Here is a 16,949-nt window from a genome sequence, read left to right as displayed (position 1 = left end):
GACCCGCTCAAAGGCGACCCGATCAGCCTGGATCAGCGCAACCGTGCCGGCCGGCGACAGGTTATTCTTGCTGAAGCCCGCGCAACTGGTCGCAGGCGTCGACTGGCATCCCGTTGCCGCGAAGCCCAAGCACACACAGATCAAAATCAGATAGCCCCTGAAGCTTGGCATCGTCGCCCTTCCTTTCGAGTTCGGCCTTGAGCGACGCCGCGGCGATTTCCGCGACATGCTTGTCATATCCGGCGCTGGCACCCCGCCAGCTCCCCACCTGGTAGGCGATCGCGCCGGCGACGAGCGCACCGGCCGCAGCCCAGATCCAATTGGTGCCCGGGATGATCATGACGTCACCAGGTCGAGCGCGTCGTTGATCTCGGCTTCGCGGCGTTTGGCGTACCAGCGATAGGCAAGGCCGCCGATGGTCAGGGCAGCGCCGGTCACTGCGAGGATCACGACAACATTGGTGATCCAATCGCCAGCCGCAGAGAACGGCGTGAGCTGCTCCTGCAGGCCCTGGACCGTGCCGGCAATGCCGCCGGCACCGACGCCGCCGCCGGTTGCTGCGTCACTGAGGCCTTTGCCAGGCGCTTTCCGTGCGTCTTCGACGGTGCCTTTGGCCTGACCGCCTTCGACGAAGCCGAACGATTGCGCCTCCGATCCGTTCGCCCATGCCTTGCCGACGGCACGAACACCATCGACCCGCGACTTCCACCCCCTGCCGAAGGTGCCCCAGGTTCGCAAAGCCTTTAGAAAGGCCAGCCGGCGGTCGCAGATGCGATCGACAAGGGCGTCGTGGTTGTTGGTTGCGTCGAGGGCGGCGAGCGTGGCAAGGCCCATCACGCCGTCGATCTGACCCGTATAGACCGGCTGAAGCGCACGCTGCAGCCATTTGATGGATTGCTTCGGGCCCGAGTTCACCGCCCCGTCGAATACGACATAATCGACACCGGCCGGCAGCTGATCCGCCTTGACCGCGTCCCAGTACTGCCGGTCGTAGATGTCATCCCGCTCCGCCTGCGTCATCTGCCTGACGGATCGAATGGGCAATTTCTTGCCCTTCCGATACGCATCATAGGTCCGCTGTATGACGCCCTGGTTTGTGGCGCCGCCGGGATCCTTCGGGTGGTTGACGTAACCGCCTTCATGCACAAGCACCTTGGCCAGTGCCTGCGTCTGGTTCTTTGCCGCCATAGCTAGTGTCCTTTCGGCCCGGTCAGGGCAGATTGAGTTGGCAGGATTGTGAGAAGTCTCAGCGAAGCAGCGCTACACGCACGGCAAGCTCGGCCAAGCGCCAGAGCGGCGGCGGAATAGTCGTTGGGGCATTGGCGGGATTTGTTGAGGAGACTACATGGCGGTGAGTGGGCAGTAATAGTTACTTCCGCCCTCCATGTTATCCATGGTATTGGTCACAAGAAAGTCAGTAGCCCGCCCCTCTAACGGACGTTTGCAGAATGTCTGCCATGCTCAGCAAATTGATTGATGCTGTTACGCAGAGGAAGAATGGCGCATGGCACTTTCACTTCACTCGCCAAGAATTGCGCTTGATTGACGGCACGTCGAGCGATGGATGCGTTATGCGTCGGTGGGCAGGCGATCGGTGGGCTTACCGCCGCGCCACGTCAGAAGAGATAGACGAGGCAATGCAAGACGCGCAGTGGTAGTCAACTCCACGCGCCTATCGATGCGACGGAAGACACGCCGATCCGCTCAACCTCAAAAAACGAGTTGCGCTTTATTGTAGGCGCGCCGCCCGGCGCAGCAGAGAACTTGAACTGCGGAATGACAGTCCCCGCCGCATTCACGCGAATGATTCCCTCCAGCGAGATACGAACGCGCTCGGTCGCGGCCGTATTCGCTGCGGTAAGCACGGTCTCGGCCGCCGATGTGATCTCAATTTCGCTTGCGGCGCCCAAAACGTTTCCGGTCGGGTTCGAGCACCTGGCAATTCCCTCGACGCTGTTGAATGTCGCGGTGCCCCCGAGCAAAAATCCGGTTGTGTGGGAGGTGGTTCCGGCCGTTCTGGCGATCGTAATGCTTGCGCGGAAGCGGTAGCTCGTCGCCGCCAATACAGAGAGTTCGTCTTGACCGCTGCCAAATACGGCTTGGGCGGTCGACCCGTCGGTGCCAGTTCGATCAGCGGTCAGATACGACCCCTGCCTCGCAAGAAGCTGACCGCCCCAATTTACATTGAGGTTCCCGGCAGCATCAATGGTAAGATCGTAGACAGCGCGTCCGCCAGTCGAAAAGCCCAGCCACCCGGTGGCGTGGGAGGCGAACATCTGAAACCCGCCGCTCGCGCCGCAGATCATCTGATACGCAGGATAAAGTGACGTCGGGAACCCATAAATCTGGAACAGTCCAGCTGTAGTCTTCAGAGATACCAGCGCTCTCGCCGAAGTGCCCGTGTCGAGATTCTCGACGGCCAGTTCAGTGGGGGAGTTCTGGTCCTTCCTTACCGTCACCCGTTTGTCTGCACTGTCTGGCACACCGAGCCCGAACATGATGTTACCCGTTGCCGGGTCCACCATCATGCCTGGGACAGAAGCACGGCCCCGCCCGCCCCTCCACGCCTCCCAACCCATACTGCCTGCGGCAAACAAGCCGGACGCATTGGCGTGAATGTTGGGAATCGGCCCTGTTGGGTCCCAATATCCTGACGGCAGTACGGGAGTGTGGACGTATCGCAAGAAGTCAGGCGCCGCAGCCACGCTAGCGACATGGTAGCGATTAAAGTCGCCATACGTTGCGCCGGCGAGCGATGACATCCCGAAAATCGTCACTGGCGTTTCATCAGGATACCAAGATTCGCTGCGGAACCGCGCCATCAACGTCGCGAAATCAGTGACATAGGTGGCCGACCCGCCGAGCGCGTCGGCTTCGCCTTGCCACCAAAACAGCGCGTCAATTTCCGCAAGCCCTAGGAGGGTGAGAGCGGCCGAGACATTCGCTTGGATTGCATCAAACATCTTCGGAGTGGTTGCGCCAACCAGCCACTTTGAAATTGGTTGCCCGCCATAGGCCATGTTGATGAGGTAGACGTCCCTGTCAGGGTTTGCCCACGCTTCATGTGCACCAATCGATAGGCCAACAGAAATCACCGAACCGGTTGGTGTCAGAAACTCCGTTCCCACATTGGCTTCGGTATCGCCGGCCAACCCTGACCAGTCCCAAATTTTGAGATTGCTCGGAACTGTCCACGAATGCGCAACTTCAAGTGCCGGATTAGACTGACCGGAAACAAGGATAACTATTGGCGTCCCGACAATGCTCGAACCGGCATCGCCCTTGGCCGCCATCAGATCCCAGACCGTCGCCCAGCTTGCGCCGACGCCCGGTTCATTGGCGGCACCGGCAGCGTGGTTCGCCGTGCAAACGTAGCTTGCGCCGTTGCGCGACACCGCTTGATTGGCCGTATAGGCAGTTGCAGTGACCCAAGGCCCATCCCAAGTCACATCGCCGTCGGCACCCGGCAAGCCCTGTGGCCCCGCCGGCCCCTGCCCGCCAACATCGCCCCTCACCGCGAACGGACCATCCCAGCCCGACGCTGTCTTCTTGTAGAACGCCAGATCAAAACCAACTTCGACCCGAAGCCAGAGATAACCGGCGGCGGGCACAGGCGACAATGCGTTGCGTTCTGCCAGCGTGCCTGCGCCATCAGGATGGATGCCAACCAGTGCTAGCTTGGTGAGGATTTGCGCCAGCCGATCGTTGATCCATGCCGCCCGCACCGCCTCGGAAGTCTCGCGCGCGATGGCATAGGCGCCCGAAGCTGTGGCGCCAGGCCACGGATAGGCGAGCGTGAGAGATGTGTCGCTCTCGACGCTAAGGATCGGCACCGACATGCCGGCGAACGAGAACATGCCGCCAGTGACCAGCGCCAGCGCCCAGGCGGTGCTGGTGCCGGTCACCACAGCAGAAGCGTTCGACACCGCGACGGTGCCGGTCGAATAGACCAGAGATGTCATGATTTCCTCAGAGACTGAGTGGAATGGCGAAGAGGTACCAGCGGATGCCGACGAGGCTCGCCCCGTACTTGGGATCGGCATAGGTGCCGAATGCGCCCGACTTCACTTCCGTTCGCCACGGCTGGCCGCTGGCGTGGTAGAACTCGAGCTTGTTGCTGCTCACGCGGCAATTGGTGGTGCAGCCGGCGACATTGTTGTCCCACTTGGGCGTCTGGTCGAGATTGAAAGACCGAAGAATGCGGTTGACCGGCGCCATTATGGAGCCATCCGACCAGGTCGCCATGTACTTCACGAACGGCAGAAACCCGTCATTGGTGAAGTTGATCGTCTTTTTGGCGGTACCAAGAATGAGATTGTCGGTGGTCTCCGTGAAGGCGGCGGTCGCCAGCCATCCCTCGTCGACGATCGGCACATATGGCAACCGCGTATCGAGAATGATCTCGTTCAATCCCGGTGCTGTGTCGGACGAGCCCGGCCGCTTCAACTGGATGAAATCGACCGCGCCGTCGTTCCCCGAGTGCAAGATCTTGGAGCCGCCGGATGTCGGGGCGGAATCGTCATCTGCCAGGATCATGTACCGAACGACGATGTCAGGGTCGCCCGTGTTGTAGATCCTGACGCCGTCCGCCTCGATGACATATTGCATCTGGATCTTGAGCGCCTTGGCCGTGCCCGAAGGGAGGTAGGCCGGGTGGTGCATGGCGTCGCTGGTGCGGCGAACCATGTAATCCATGTAGGTGCCAAGCGTGGTCGGCCGCTTGGTGAACACCTTGACGTTGGTGCCGGAGTTTACCTGCACCTCGCCGGCACCAATCAGCTTGGCCGGTATGCGGCTCTCATTGAAGATGAAGGCCTCAGGCGCGCTTTCGGCCACGTCATGGCCGGGATAGGCCATGCGTACTATCGTCGGGCTGATCTCCAGAACCCGCTGACCTTCGACGGGCGTGCCAACATAGGCGGGCATTGCCTCGTTGCCGGCCGGCAACTCCAGCACCGAGAACAAGTCCCGGTAGATGCCATTCTGCGACAGCGGCCGAGCGTTCACATACTCGCCAGTTATGCCGCCAAACCCGTAGAGACTGTATGCGCGCCGGCTCAGGGTTTCGACGCCGAAGGTCGCGACCAAAGACGAGTCTCGAAACTGGGCAGTAAACGCCATGCGCCCCTGCACGTAGCCAGTCTCACCTCCCCCGCCAATGTCTGTGGGTATGTAAGAATTGGTCGCGCCAAAGAACCGACTGTCCGAAACGGTCTGCGCCCGCCCCTCGATGATCGGCGTGTAGGCAAATCCCAGCTTCTCGGGGAAAATGACATGGTTCTGGCCGGCGTCGGTTACCGACCCGTTGTCGCGGACGGTCCAGATCTTCTCCAGCGCCGTGCTGTTGTTGGTCCCCGGCGGCTCGTAATAAATGGCGGTCGAGTTGTCGGCGGCCGGCCTGGGCCATTTGGTCAGGCTGTAGTTGATTTCCCTGATGTCGTAGATGTAGCCGAGCTTGTGCGCCCGTTCGCTGTCGAAGATGAACTTCTGCCACTCCGTCGACGGCGTGGTCAGCGGATCATCAGCGTCAGATTTCATGACCTTCACGACCGGCCCGACGCCCGGCTTGATGCCCATAAACCACTGCGTCATGCGAACAACCTGAGGCCTTCGGCACCGCCGCCAAAGTCGCCAAGCTGCGTCTTTTCGCTCGGGGTATGGAGCACTTCGACGATTGCCGTCGCCATGCGCGCCACCTGCAATTTCAGTTCGCTGCCTTCGAACACCAGCGGCGAGCCCGAGCTCGTCCCGTCGGTCACCACGAACTTGTCGGTGAAGATGGCCACGCGGCTCTTGATGGTGCCGGCATCGTCATACACCTGAATGACCATGCCGCTTTCTTTGAAATCGCCGTCGACGGTGGCTCGCGCCATCACATTGATCTGGGCGAGCACACCTGCAGGCGGCGGCACCTGGGCCTTGAACTGGATCAGGCCGCCGGCCGAGACATTGCCGACCGACGCCTCGACGCCGAGCAGCGCCTCGGCCATCGCGGTCAACTGGCCGTCGATGTCTTCGACCGAAGCGGTGAGGCCGAGCATTGCAGCAGCTGTCGCATTGCGGAAGCGAACCGCGACCGCATGCTGTTCGGTGACGACGCCAGCAGCGTCCGAAGCGGCCAGGGCGATCTGCTCGAGGCGAGCATAGGCATCGTCGAGCCCAAGGCTCAGCGTGCGGAACAACTGATAGATGTCGGTTTTCACCTGCTCCAGCCCGACCGACACCGAAGGCAGTGCAGCGGCCGGCGTGCTGACGACGGACCAATCCGTCCAGAAGGTGGTGCGCACCGGCGCTGTGATCAGCCGGTGGCGATACTGGTAATCGGCATCAGCGAGAATGCCGTCGCCGGTCGCCAGCACCAGCACCGGCACATCCGCGCGCTTGATGATGCTGTCGGTTGCGCCAAGCGGCCGATACTCGACCTCGACCGCAACGACGGTGATGTCGTCGAAAGCGTTCCAGGTGAAGCGAAGCCCGGGGATGCGCTCAGGCGAGCCGGCAACGATCATCTGCACACCAGAAGCAATGAAGTTGGCGGCCGACGAGGCGTAGACCGCCTCACCCGGCGCTGTCGGCAGCGTTGGCGTAGTCGTGTACTCGGTCGGATCGAAAATCCCGGCCCCAGCCTCCTGCAGCTCGAGGTAGATGTTTCGCGCGCCCTGCTGGCCGAGCGGCCCGAGCCGCTTCTGCCCGATCTGGAATTTGCGGTCGCCATGCTTGGCCGAGTTCCACCGCACCCAGCGACCGGGCGGCACGCGGTCCAGGAATTTCGGATGCAGGCAGATCGCTGCATTGGCTTGGTAGCGGCTGGCCCTGATCGCGATGTCGGCCAGCCGATCGGCCACCTTCACGTCATTGACCGCACCATAAGGAATGGACGCTGCCAACCGCTCACGATCCTCGGCAACCGCCGCGATGTCGATGCGGGTGGCGAAGGGCACCGTCTCATAGAAGCTCTCCGGATCGCGCCAGGTGCCGGCAACCGTGTTCACAAGTTCCGACCGCGTGCGATATTTCGAGAACCGGAAAGGCTCGTCGATCATCAAGTCGTCGTCGGTGAAGGTCGCGACCACAGCCTGTTCGGCGCCGACGAGCGGATACTCCCCGGATGCATCCTCGACCCACGTTGCGGCACATGCCTCCATCAGGGGCTGCATATTGGCGTCATGGGTCACCCCATTGCCGGCGGCGGCGATCAGGCCGGCCTTGTAGCGCCGGCCACCACCCACGAACTCGTCGCAGATATTCGCGGCCATAGTCCAAGGCCCGAGCGGCAGGCGAGACGCCGGCACGCCCTTGCCAACCATCAGCTCGGTACCGTTGTAGAAACCACGCTCCAGCGCGTACATCATCAGGACGGGGTTCTCGGAGAACTCCCAGGTCGACTGATCATTCCAGCGGTGAGAACCGTCGCCGCCGACGCTCGTATCCTTGCGCCAGTCGTAAAGCGGTGCGCCCTCGACCTCGAAGAAGGCAGCGATCGGCTGCTGCAGCTTCTCGCGGTCCAGCACCTGCATGACTACCGCATAGGCGACACCGGCCCCGCGATGATCGGCAGTCCAGCGCGTCGGCGGATTGGCATTCGCGATCAACCCGACGTCGGCCGTCTGGCTCATGGTGCCTATATGCACGTTCTGCCAGATTTCGCCGTCCACGCCCTGGACGCGGTAGCCGTGATGCGGGTTCGCGCCATCGCCAACCACCCGCCATTCGCCCTCAACGCGAATGCGCTTCACGCTGCTGATGCGGAAGTGCGAGAGGACATAGACGTCCTGAATGCGCCGATTTCCCTCGCCATAGGCGTTTCGATAGATGTGATGACCTGCCGTGCCGACCTTGCCGAGCGCCACCGAGCGCGGCATGTCTTCGCCGTAGCTCGTCTGAAGCTGGACGGCCTGCGCCTGCTGCTTCGGCTGGAAGATGGCGCCGAGCGCATATTTGAGCGCGATGCCAAGTCCGAGACGCGCAACGCCGGCGAGGATCGTCGAGCCGCCGAGCCAACTGAAGGCGCCGGTGACCGCACCGCCTATGGCAGTGAATATCGGGGCGAGAAAACCCATGCGTCAGCCGACCTTGAATGCGGAGCGGATCTCGGTCTGGGGATAGAACGCCAGTCCAGTTTCGACCTTCACGGCCAGGCCGCGTTCGGTGATGAAGCCGGCGGCGAGCACGCCGTCGCGCTCGACAATGCCGACATCGCCACGCTGCGCCATCAGCCGGCCGACAGGCGGGAACATCTTGGCGAGCACCGCCTCGACGTCGTCGCATTTGCGGCGGCGCATCAGCTTAGCCGCGCCGAGCTCGCTCGAATAGGCACCGCGGATCTTCGCCGCCGGATCGACGCCCGTCACGGCTTCGACAGCATCGGCGACCGTCAGCAGGCAATCGGCCACGCCCCATTCGCCAGGCGCCTCGAGGTGATGCTCGACGACAGCCGCGAGCCGTCGCTCCCAGTCCGGGAGACGGGTAAGTTTCAGCATGTTGGAAATGCCTCAGAGCTTGATGTCGAAGTACTCAGACTTCACCCGGCTGGCGAACTCGAAGAGCTTGTCGCCTGGTGAAACCAGCTGCTGGTCTTCATGGCTGGCCGAGCGATAGCCGTCGCGGTGATTGTCGAGCCGCCCGTCTATGACGTTGGCGACGAGCTTGACCTCGCCACCGTCGGTGACGTGATCGACGGTATCGCAGAACCCGTAGACCATCGGCTCGACGTGCAGCAGCGCCCGCGTGTCGGGATCGAAATAGGCGTCGTAGACCGTGAGCGGCCGGCCTTTGTAGTCCTCGTTTTCGATCAGCAGCAGCTTGTCGGGCTCCAGCCCAAAATCACGCTTTGCCGTCAGCTCGACCGTGAATGTCGCCGCGGCTGTGCCGACGCCGTAGACCGGCTCTGAAACCGATATCAGCGTCGACGGCCAATACGTCAAACCGCTCCATGGCAGGTCCGCGTTGCCGTTCCAGAAGCCGTATGTCCCCGTGCCGCATTCGATCTTCATCAGCGAGCGGATAACCGCCCGCCCCTCGTCCAGCACCTGCTGTAGGCGTGTCGGAAATGTCATTTCGGCACCTCGACCAGCGTGAAGGATGCGACAGGCATCAGCTCGTCTGGGATCGAGAACGATCCAGGCACCACGCGCATGTTGAGTTCCGGATCCTTGAACTTCACCACGGCGCCGGCCGCGATGTACCCGGGCACGGGCGGCTCGACGGTCACGCTGATCGAACTGGAGGCCGCGACGCCGCCCGTCTGAATACGATGCAGGCTACGATAGTCGCCTGTTGCCAATGAAATCAGATCGCCCGCGCCAAGTGTCAGGCCATTGGTCACGCTGTTGATGGCGAGCTGCCGCCCCTCAGTCACTGACACTAGGCTGCCCTCATTAGACAGGACAGCATTGCCGGCATCGCCCCAATAGGCTTGCGGGATGCACATGTGCCTGGGGCGATAGAGGACAGTTTGCTGCCCGCCTCGCGTGGCATCGCGAAAGGCCTCGACCAGCAACCGCGGCCCGGCCTTCAGCGACACGGTGCGCATGACGATCTGCCAGACCGGATCGGCATATTCGACGAAGGCCAAGGCCCGATTGCCAGACCGCGCCATCGAGACGGATTCGACGATCTGCGGATAGGCCACTAGGAACTCGACGGCCGGGAGACTGATTGCGGCCATCAGGTGACGAGCCCCTTTGTCCGGATTTCGCGCAGAGACTTCACCACGCGCGGCGTGAATTCCCGTTCGAACTTCCTCAATGCATCATCGACCTCACGTCCGACGCCAGGCTGGGCGTTCGGCATGTGAAGCGTCGGCGCGAACAGCAAGCTGATCTGATCACCGCCGCGCGCAGACATGCGAGGCATCTCCGGCACCGCCGGCAGGATCGTGCCGGATTGGCTCGGCACAAAAAGCTCTGGCCGCTTTTCGCCGACAACATAGGCCTTGCCAGATTGGACAGGGCCACCGCTCTCACGGAAGCCACCGAAGAGCGCCTGCAAGAAATTACCGCCCGAGCTTGCGCCCGTGGGAAACAGCCCCTCGAAGAGCGAGTTAAGGCCGATCTCGATCAACTTGTCGGCCACCTTGCTCAAAGCATTCTTCAGCGCCTCTGCGGCCGACTGCCCGTTCATCATGTCTTGGATGAAGCCGCCAAGCACGTCCTTGCCCAGTTGCTGCATATCCTCCATGGACTCGCGCAAGCGGTCCTGTTCTTCCGCCAGCTTGGCGCTCTCGACACCGGCGAGGGCATACTGCTCGGACAGAAGCGCAATTTCGGCCCGCAGCGCCGGGGTGATCTTCTTGCCGGCCTCTTCGGCGGCATTTAGCAGCTCCCGCTCCATCCGCGCCTTTTCGGCGGCATAGCCATAGTCGTCGACCAGAGGGTTCAGCTGCCGTTGCGCCTCGGTCTCGGCGACCATTTCGGCGGTCGTCTCGCTGATGCGCTTCGACAGACGCTCATATTCGTCGGCGCGCTCCTTGGCCGATTTGCCCTTTTTACCGTCCGGCGTGGCGAAATCCTTCAGCGAAACCGTCGGCTTTGCTACTGTCCCGAATGCCTCGTCGATACGTCGATCAATCGGGCTGGCGACGCTACCAGTCTTGCCGCCTGCGACGGCAACCTTTTCGGGGCCGGCAGATGGCGGACGCGTCATGCCATAGGCCGCTAGATTTTCATCGGTGAGCAGCCCGAACCTTTTGTTGAAGTCCTTGAAAATCTGGGCATTGCCAAGCCGATCGAAGAAGCTGTCGAGTGACGCTGCGCCGCGCTGTATCTCTTCGATGAAACCAGTCATGTCGAACGCCGCAATGGCTTCGGCAACCTTTCCCAGACCGCCCGCGAAGTTTTCGCTGGCGCCGGTGGCGGCATTGAATTCGCCGGCGGCCTTGGTCAGGGCGTTCCAAAGTTTGGTCGTTGCCTGGTCAGTGGTGAGAACGGATCCGGCAACCTTGTCCTTGAGGATGACACTGCCGGCCTCAAACGCCCGGAAAAACGCCTCCGACGATACCTTGCCGTCGACGATAAGCGCACGAAGCTTGGAGACCGAGCCGCCGGCTTCTTCCAGACCAGCCGCCGCCGCCTGGGCAATCGGCAACGCCCCCTCCAGGATGCTGTTGAATTCTTCGGCACGAACCGTGCCGGAACCAAGAGCCTGGGAAAGCTGCAGCAGCGCGCCGGAGGCGGATTGCGCGTCCGTTCCGGCCACACGAAGGGCAAGCGCGACATTGTCGGTAAACCCGAGCAGCTCTTCCGTCGAAACGCCAAGTTCCTTTTGAACAATGGCGGCGCGACCGTACAGCGTGACCAGGCTTTCGAGCGGGGCAGCGTTCCGCTGGGCACTGTCGAACAGGCGATCATAAACGCGTGTCAACTCGGCGCCCTCGAGGCCCGCTACCTTGAGCGCGTTCTGGATCCGCGTCGAGGCGTCAATCAGCCCTTGCGCTTCGCGCAGCGTGAATGCAGCAGCAACGCCGGCCAATAGGCCCTTGGCGGCGCGCCCGATACCCGCGAAGGCCCCATTGAGCCGTTTGCCAAGGCCATCGAACTGACGCTCGATTTTCTTGGTGCTTGCGCCGGTATCACCCTCCAACCGCTTCAACGCGCGCTGAATCTGGCGCGTGTCAGCCGAGATGGAAAGGACGAGCTGTTCAAGATCCTCAGCAGCCATCAGCCATATTTCTCCAACAGCTTCGCCATCTCGTCGTCGGTCGGCGCTTCAGTCTTTTTCGGATCGCGGTGCATTTCGTTGAACGCTTCGATCGCATCGAAGAATTCGCTGATCGTCGACGACCAGAAATCAGCAGGTCGCCAGCCAAGCGGCCCGACCGCCGTCCGCAACCAGTCACGCCACGGGACGGCTAAACCTTCCTCTTGCGTCCTTTCGCCGCCTCGCCGGCGGCCCCGCCTTTTCCCGAGGTATCATCGAGATGATGATTGAGGGCGGCGGCGAACGCCGTCTTGCAAGCGGGGAAATCGCGTAGCTTCAAGTCGCGGAGCGCGGCGGCAACATCGCCCTGCACCGCAAGGTGCTGCACGCCTGCAATCGTCGCCGCTACTTCCACGCCGAGAAGGCGCTGATAGAGATCCGGCAGCGACTTGCACTCGAGCGCGGTCGAAACAGCGGCAAGACGGCCGATCTCGGCAGCGATGACGAGATCGACCGAGCCGATGCGCAGGGCGACCTCGCCCCGCGCGCCATTCACAGACAGGCTGCTCATGATCATGCAGCCAGGACGTCAGCCGTGCCGCCACTGGTGGCGGTCGCACTGCCTGTGGTGTTGGTGCCGGTTATCGCGACCGTGATCGTGGCACCGATATCACCGACGACAGGCGTGTAGGTCTTGGCGGTCGCGGCTCCGATGTTCACGCCGCCCTTCTTCCACTGATAGGTGAAGACTGGCGAGCCGTTCCAAGAACCCTCGATAGCCGTCAGAACCTGGCCAACCTGTGCCGTGCCAGCAATCGACGGCAACAGCACGTTCGACGGTGCGCCGGCCTCAGCGGTGAAAGCAAGCGGGCCAGCTGCCGAGAAGGTGGCGGAAAACTGCATGTCGCCTTCCATCTCGCCCGTAAATTCAAAGTCTGAAGCCATCCAGGGACCGGCATATGTCCCCTCACCCGGCACGACCACCTCGGCATTGAACACGGTAGCTCCGCGAACATGGGCCATGAGAATGGCCTGCGTACCACCGCTGACAAATGTACCGGAGCCGGAAAACGTGCGGTTGACGATGCCGGGCTTTCCCGTCTTTTGCACCGCGGCGCCCGGATTGTTGCAATCGGGCATCGTGGTGTCGACCTCATTGGCCGACAGATTGAAGCTGCGGGTTTTGATGCCACAGAGATTGGCAAAGGTTTCGACGGGTGAGCCGCCGTCGCCGATTTTGATAAGCAGAAGCCGCCCGGCTTGCTGGGACATGGTAGTTCTCCATGGTTGGTGAAGATGATCCGGCGGTGCCGGGGATCAGATGAAACGCGTGACTGCCCGGAACTCAACGACACCGTGACCGGTCAGCCCGTCAGCGTCGGCAAAGACGCGCTCGCCCCGGTGATCAAGCGTCACCAGCTGATTGCTTGGCAGGTCGAGCGGATAATTGTGCAAGGCGATAGCCACCTCATGCGCAAGGCTGCGCGCATCCTGGAGCGGGTCAATTCCGTCGCGCGTCCAGACATGCACGTTCATCGTGATGTCCGAACCGGCTATGCAGGTCGCGTCAGCCCTAAGGCCTGACGTCTCAAAGCCGGCGATCTGCGGAAAGTTTTCATTTTCCGGTCGACGATAATTGATGCGATCAGCGACAAGCGTGGTGACAGCAACGGTCGACCGGAGCCTTGCCAAAGCGAGGCCGACCAGTTCGCGATGAGGTGATGCCATCAGGATTTCGCCTTGCGAACCGCCTTGTTGATCGCACCCGCGACTTTGCGGCGGATGCGCTTCTTCATGGCGCGATAGGTTGGGAAGATGTGCGGCTGGGCGGCCATCTTGACCGTCCCGAACTCCAGAAACCGCCAGATGTAGTCAGCGAAGATGCCGGTGGCGTTCGGATCTTTCGTGCTGGACCCGAACACCGCATTCTGTGGCTTGTCGGCCAAGCGCCCGCCCTCGATGCTGGCGCGATAGTCACCGCTCTCGCCAAGAGGCGCACGCTGTTCAATAGCCGTTGCAAGCTCCTGAGCCGCCTCCAGCTGGGCAGATGCAGCTTCCTTCTCGGCGTCTGGCACCAATCGGCGCAACCGACGCGTGACGGCCTCGCGACCTAGCATCTTGGCCTTGATCGCCATCTAGATACGTTTGCCGTCGCAAATGACACGGATACCGTTCCGCCTGACAAATTCGGCCTGTTGCTCGACGAAACCGTCGAGCCGATCATCATCCACGTCGAGAAATGGCGAAACCGCTCGAACATATAGCGATGCCGCAATGAGGTAAGGCTTGACCCACCACGAAACGCGCACAGCGAAATGAACCGTAACGGAATTCATCAGCTTGCCACTCCCTGCTCCACCAACAGTTCCAGCCAGGCGCCCTGATTGTCGGGATCGGCAAGCGAACGAACATTGAAAATGCGCGTGGCGTCGTTTGCGTCGACCAGACGCCAAGTGGGCGTTATCTGCCGCGTATTGCTGCTTTGTCGCACGGTAACTATGTAGGGCTGAACGCCCTGCAACCGACCAGCCATCACCGCCTCGCCGCCATTACGCGGGCGAAAGCCGGCACGCACCGAGAACGCAGTTTGCCAGACCGCACCGCCGGGGACCGGGTTGCCAAACTCGTCCGTCGCCGGTCCCTTGAACTGGCAATTGACGCGGTTTCTCAGCTGCCCTGCGCCACGCATGTCTCACCTTTCGTTGGCCGCTTTACCTTCACGGCCTTGCCGGCCGCAATGGCAGCATTGGCGCAGGCTGTCGTGACGTTCAGGGTCGACGGCTGAAAGACCTGCGACCAGGTATTGTTGAGCTCCGGCGGGGCCCAACGGAATTCATCCGTGAACCGAACCCACATTCACGCGATCCGCCCGACGCGAAACTTGTTCATGATGGCCTCGAACCCGAACGGCATATCTGCGGGCACTTCGCCCACAACTGACGTTTCCCGGTTCGCATCCCAATGCGCGATGAGCATCAGCATGGCGGCTCGCAGAGACTCGGGAATCATGGTTCGATCAATTGGTTCGGCACCTGTGCCCGGAAACCCGGCCAAGAACTCCACCTTAACTGCATCATATTGCTGGCGCGTTGCCGGCCACGACTTGCCATATGCGGGCGAAATGAATGCCTGATACCGATCGGCACGCCACTGAAAATCGCTGGGATTGAGCGTCTGCGACGAGCCGGTGCCGTCCAAATATTCTATCGCCTCGATAGACAAAACTGGCCCCAACGGTATCCGGATTTCTGCGGGGAAGCCGTCGAGCTTCAGGCACCATTTGGCTGACATGACCGAAATGCCAGCGCCATCTGGCCCTTCGACCATTTCACGAGCAGCCTTGATGCACCTTTCAAGGAAAGGCTTGTCGTCATCGTTGCCGGCTTCGATACGAAGCTGTTCCTTGACCTCGGCCAAGGTCAGCGCCTCGGCTTCCGGCTGAGCAATGCGCTCGATCCGGTTCCACACGACTATTCGCCCGCGCTGTCGCCTGCGGCGACACTGTTGACATTGCCGGCACTGGCGTCGGCGGGGCCTTCTTCCGTCGCTTCGACCACGTTCTCACCGCCAGCGGCCACATCGTCCGCGCGCACGTCGTCGGCGGAATCGACGGCGACATCAGTGCTTGTAGTCTCCTGCGGCCTCTTCTTGCGCGACGTCGTCTCTGCCACCGTCGACCTGACAGGCTGGGCAAATCCGGCCTTAACCAGCGAAGCGCCCTCCTTTTCAGACACTTCGATTTCGTCACCGCGGTTCCGCTGCACGGTCGGCCCCGACATGCTGGTAAGCATAATGACTTTCATGACCACTTCTCCTTCGGTTTGGAGAGCGGGCGACCGAAGCCGCCCGCCTTGCCAAGCCGAACTTACGAAGCCGCCATGGCAAGAGCCTTGACCGCCTGGCTATTAAGAAGGTCGCCGTCGAAGCGCTTGAAACCGACCATGCCGACCTGGAAATTCTCGGCATAGCGCTCGCGCAAGGTGATCACGGTGAACCCGCGCACTTTGCGAACGACGTACCGGCTATGATCACCGAAGATGATCGGCCGCGCGCTCGCGCCGATGTTCGCCATGGCCTGGTTGACCGAGTACGGATGCGCCAACAGGCGGTCAGGCTCACCAGTGCGAACGTCGCCCATCTGCCAGAGATAATTGCCCTGACCATCCTTCAACTTGCGGATTGACGCGAGCGTCGTGTCGTTGAACTGCCAACGACACTTAGGCGAGGCGCGATAGGCAGGATCGACCGAATGCAGAAGGTCGATGAGTTCGTCGGATGCGAGAGCAGTGGCCGAAGCGGCAGTCTTTCCGGCGCCGGCGGCGACGACAATGCCCTTCGGCTTGTTGGCACCATCGCCCGTGGTCAGAACAGAATTCGCGGTGCGACCGAGGCGCTCACCGTAGAGATCATTCAGCAGAGCCTCCATGTCGAACGCGGAGTCCTGCAGCAGCTCGATTGGAATGCGTACCATCTTCGTGGAGTAGACATAGGCGTTGAACATGGCCTGGCCGAACACCACGTCGCCCGTGCCGTCGTCAGTGACGCCAGCGTTTTCTGCCTTCAGGCTGCCGGTCTGGGACGTATCATCGACGGTGGGCCAGGGAAGGTCGTTGCCCGTTGCGGTGTTGAGCTCGCGGACGATGTCCGCATCCCACATAGGCCCCCAGGCCTTCATGGCCTTGTCGATCTCGCCAGAGAAGCCTTCGGGCACGGTGTATCCGCCTGCCGCGTCCGTTCCGACCGACTGGGCACGAAGCTCAGTCGGAACGTCGGCGCGACCGGTCATCAGCACGGAGCGCTCCTCCGCGGCGAGCGAGGACGCGCCAAAGCGTACGGCCTTGGCGAAAACCTCTTTGTAGTCGAGAGGCTTGTCGACGTCGTCGCCAGCACCACGCTGCTCCCCATTGTCGCCGCGCGGACGGCGAGGATCAGGGGCGTTGGAACGCTCTTCAGCTTCCTCGAGCTTCTTGAGCCGCTCCATCTTGGCGCCGAGTTGATCGTATTCGGCCATCATGGCGTCGAATTCGGACTCAATTTCCTTGGCACGGACCTCGGGCGTGTCGTCCTTGATCTCCTCGAACTTGGAACGGGCATTGGTGGCAATGCGCGCCTGCTGCTCACGCAGGTCCTTCAGGGCAATACCGGCGGCAGCTGCAACCACCGCTCCATCCCCGCCTAGCGTGGCAAGGACGTGGGTGCCAGCCTCGGCAGGCAGGCCGATCGCAAGAGCGATAATCGCAAAACCCGCAAGGCAAAGCAGGCCTGCGGCAATAACAAGCTTCTTCATGGTTCTCTCCATATGAAGGAAGGTT

The 16,949-nt window shown here is 61.7% G+C and carries 19 protein-coding genes; all 19 read right to left on the bottom strand.

The window, feature by feature from the left end:
• Nucleotides 1–61: 61 nt before the first annotated feature.
• Entirely contained in the window at nucleotides 62–340 is a 279-nt protein-coding gene (locus tag N7E70_RS16025; RefSeq protein WP_263006949.1) for a hypothetical protein, read from the bottom strand.
• On the bottom strand, nucleotides 337–1,188 hold the full coding sequence (locus N7E70_RS16020; protein ID WP_263006948.1) for a glycoside hydrolase family 108 protein: 852 nt from the start codon (nucleotides 1,186–1,188) through the stop codon (nucleotides 337–339). Before N7E70_RS16020 ends, N7E70_RS16025 begins: the two co-directional genes overlap by 4 nt.
• Nucleotides 1,189–1,658: 470 nt before the next feature.
• Nucleotides 1,659–3,962: a sialate O-acetylesterase gene (locus N7E70_RS16015; RefSeq protein ID WP_263006947.1), complete on the bottom strand. Its 2,304-nt coding sequence runs from the start codon at nucleotides 3,960–3,962 to the stop codon at nucleotides 1,659–1,661.
• A 7-nt stretch (nucleotides 3,963–3,969) separates the two neighbouring features.
• Entirely contained in the window at nucleotides 3,970–5,592 is a 1,623-nt protein-coding gene (locus tag N7E70_RS16010) for a hypothetical protein (RefSeq protein WP_263006946.1), read from the bottom strand.
• Nucleotides 5,589–8,060: a phage tail protein gene (locus N7E70_RS16005; protein WP_263006945.1), complete on the bottom strand. Its 2,472-nt coding sequence runs from the start codon at nucleotides 8,058–8,060 to the stop codon at nucleotides 5,589–5,591. The genes N7E70_RS16010 and N7E70_RS16005 overlap by 4 nt, the downstream gene beginning before the upstream one ends.
• A 3-nt stretch (nucleotides 8,061–8,063) precedes the next feature.
• Nucleotides 8,064–8,480 (bottom strand): DUF6950 family protein, encoded by a 417-nt coding sequence (locus N7E70_RS16000; protein WP_263006944.1) that lies wholly within the window; start codon nucleotides 8,478–8,480, stop codon nucleotides 8,064–8,066.
• Nucleotides 8,481–8,492: 12 nt separating this feature from the next.
• On the bottom strand, nucleotides 8,493–9,056 hold the full coding sequence (locus N7E70_RS15995; RefSeq protein WP_263006943.1) for a hypothetical protein: 564 nt from the start codon (nucleotides 9,054–9,056) through the stop codon (nucleotides 8,493–8,495).
• A complete protein-coding gene (locus tag N7E70_RS15990; protein ID WP_269441404.1) occupies nucleotides 9,053–9,574 on the bottom strand; it encodes a hypothetical protein in 522 nt (173 codons plus the stop codon). The genes N7E70_RS15995 and N7E70_RS15990 overlap by 4 nt, the downstream gene beginning before the upstream one ends.
• Before the next feature lie 92 nt (nucleotides 9,575–9,666).
• Nucleotides 9,667–11,658, bottom strand: a complete 1,992-nt coding sequence (locus N7E70_RS15985) for a tape measure protein (protein WP_269441403.1) — start codon at nucleotides 11,656–11,658, stop codon at nucleotides 9,667–9,669.
• Nucleotides 11,658–11,828 (bottom strand): phage tail assembly chaperone, encoded by a 171-nt coding sequence (locus tag N7E70_RS15980; RefSeq protein WP_269441402.1) that lies wholly within the window; start codon nucleotides 11,826–11,828, stop codon nucleotides 11,658–11,660. Before N7E70_RS15980 ends, N7E70_RS15985 begins: the two co-directional genes overlap by 1 nt.
• A 20-nt stretch (nucleotides 11,829–11,848) precedes the next feature.
• A complete protein-coding gene (locus N7E70_RS15975) occupies nucleotides 11,849–12,214 on the bottom strand; it encodes a hypothetical protein (RefSeq protein ID WP_263006939.1) in 366 nt (121 codons plus the stop codon).
• Nucleotides 12,211–12,909 (bottom strand): phage tail protein, encoded by a 699-nt coding sequence (locus N7E70_RS15970; RefSeq protein ID WP_263006938.1) that lies wholly within the window; start codon nucleotides 12,907–12,909, stop codon nucleotides 12,211–12,213. Before N7E70_RS15970 ends, N7E70_RS15975 begins: the two co-directional genes overlap by 4 nt.
• Nucleotides 12,910–12,954: 45 nt before the next feature.
• Nucleotides 12,955–13,365, bottom strand: a complete 411-nt coding sequence (locus N7E70_RS15965) for a DUF3168 domain-containing protein (protein WP_263006937.1) — start codon at nucleotides 13,363–13,365, stop codon at nucleotides 12,955–12,957.
• A complete protein-coding gene (locus N7E70_RS15960; RefSeq protein ID WP_263006936.1) occupies nucleotides 13,365–13,772 on the bottom strand; it encodes an HK97-gp10 family putative phage morphogenesis protein in 408 nt (135 codons plus the stop codon). Before N7E70_RS15960 ends, N7E70_RS15965 begins: the two co-directional genes overlap by 1 nt.
• Nucleotides 13,773–13,973, bottom strand: a complete 201-nt coding sequence (locus N7E70_RS15955; RefSeq protein ID WP_263006935.1) for a hypothetical protein — start codon at nucleotides 13,971–13,973, stop codon at nucleotides 13,773–13,775.
• Nucleotides 13,973–14,326, bottom strand: a complete 354-nt coding sequence (locus N7E70_RS15950; protein ID WP_263006934.1) for a head-tail adaptor protein — start codon at nucleotides 14,324–14,326, stop codon at nucleotides 13,973–13,975. The genes N7E70_RS15955 and N7E70_RS15950 overlap by 1 nt, the downstream gene beginning before the upstream one ends.
• A 167-nt stretch (nucleotides 14,327–14,493) precedes the next feature.
• A complete protein-coding gene (locus N7E70_RS15945; RefSeq protein WP_263006933.1) occupies nucleotides 14,494–15,105 on the bottom strand; it encodes a head-tail connector protein in 612 nt (203 codons plus the stop codon).
• A gap of 2 nt (nucleotides 15,106–15,107) precedes the next feature.
• Nucleotides 15,108–15,440: a hypothetical protein gene (locus N7E70_RS15940; protein WP_263006932.1), complete on the bottom strand. Its 333-nt coding sequence runs from the start codon at nucleotides 15,438–15,440 to the stop codon at nucleotides 15,108–15,110.
• 62 nt (nucleotides 15,441–15,502) lie between these two features.
• Nucleotides 15,503–16,924, bottom strand: coding sequence for a phage major capsid protein (locus tag N7E70_RS15935; protein ID WP_263006931.1), 1,422 nt, complete (start codon nucleotides 16,922–16,924; stop codon nucleotides 15,503–15,505).
• Nucleotides 16,925–16,949: the final 25 nt, after the last annotated feature.

The organism is Aminobacter sp. NyZ550 (assembly GCF_025628925.2).
Taxonomy (GTDB): Bacteria; Pseudomonadota; Alphaproteobacteria; order Rhizobiales; family Rhizobiaceae; genus Aminobacter; species Aminobacter ciceronei.
This window is presented reverse-complemented; position numbering and strand designations above follow the sequence as displayed.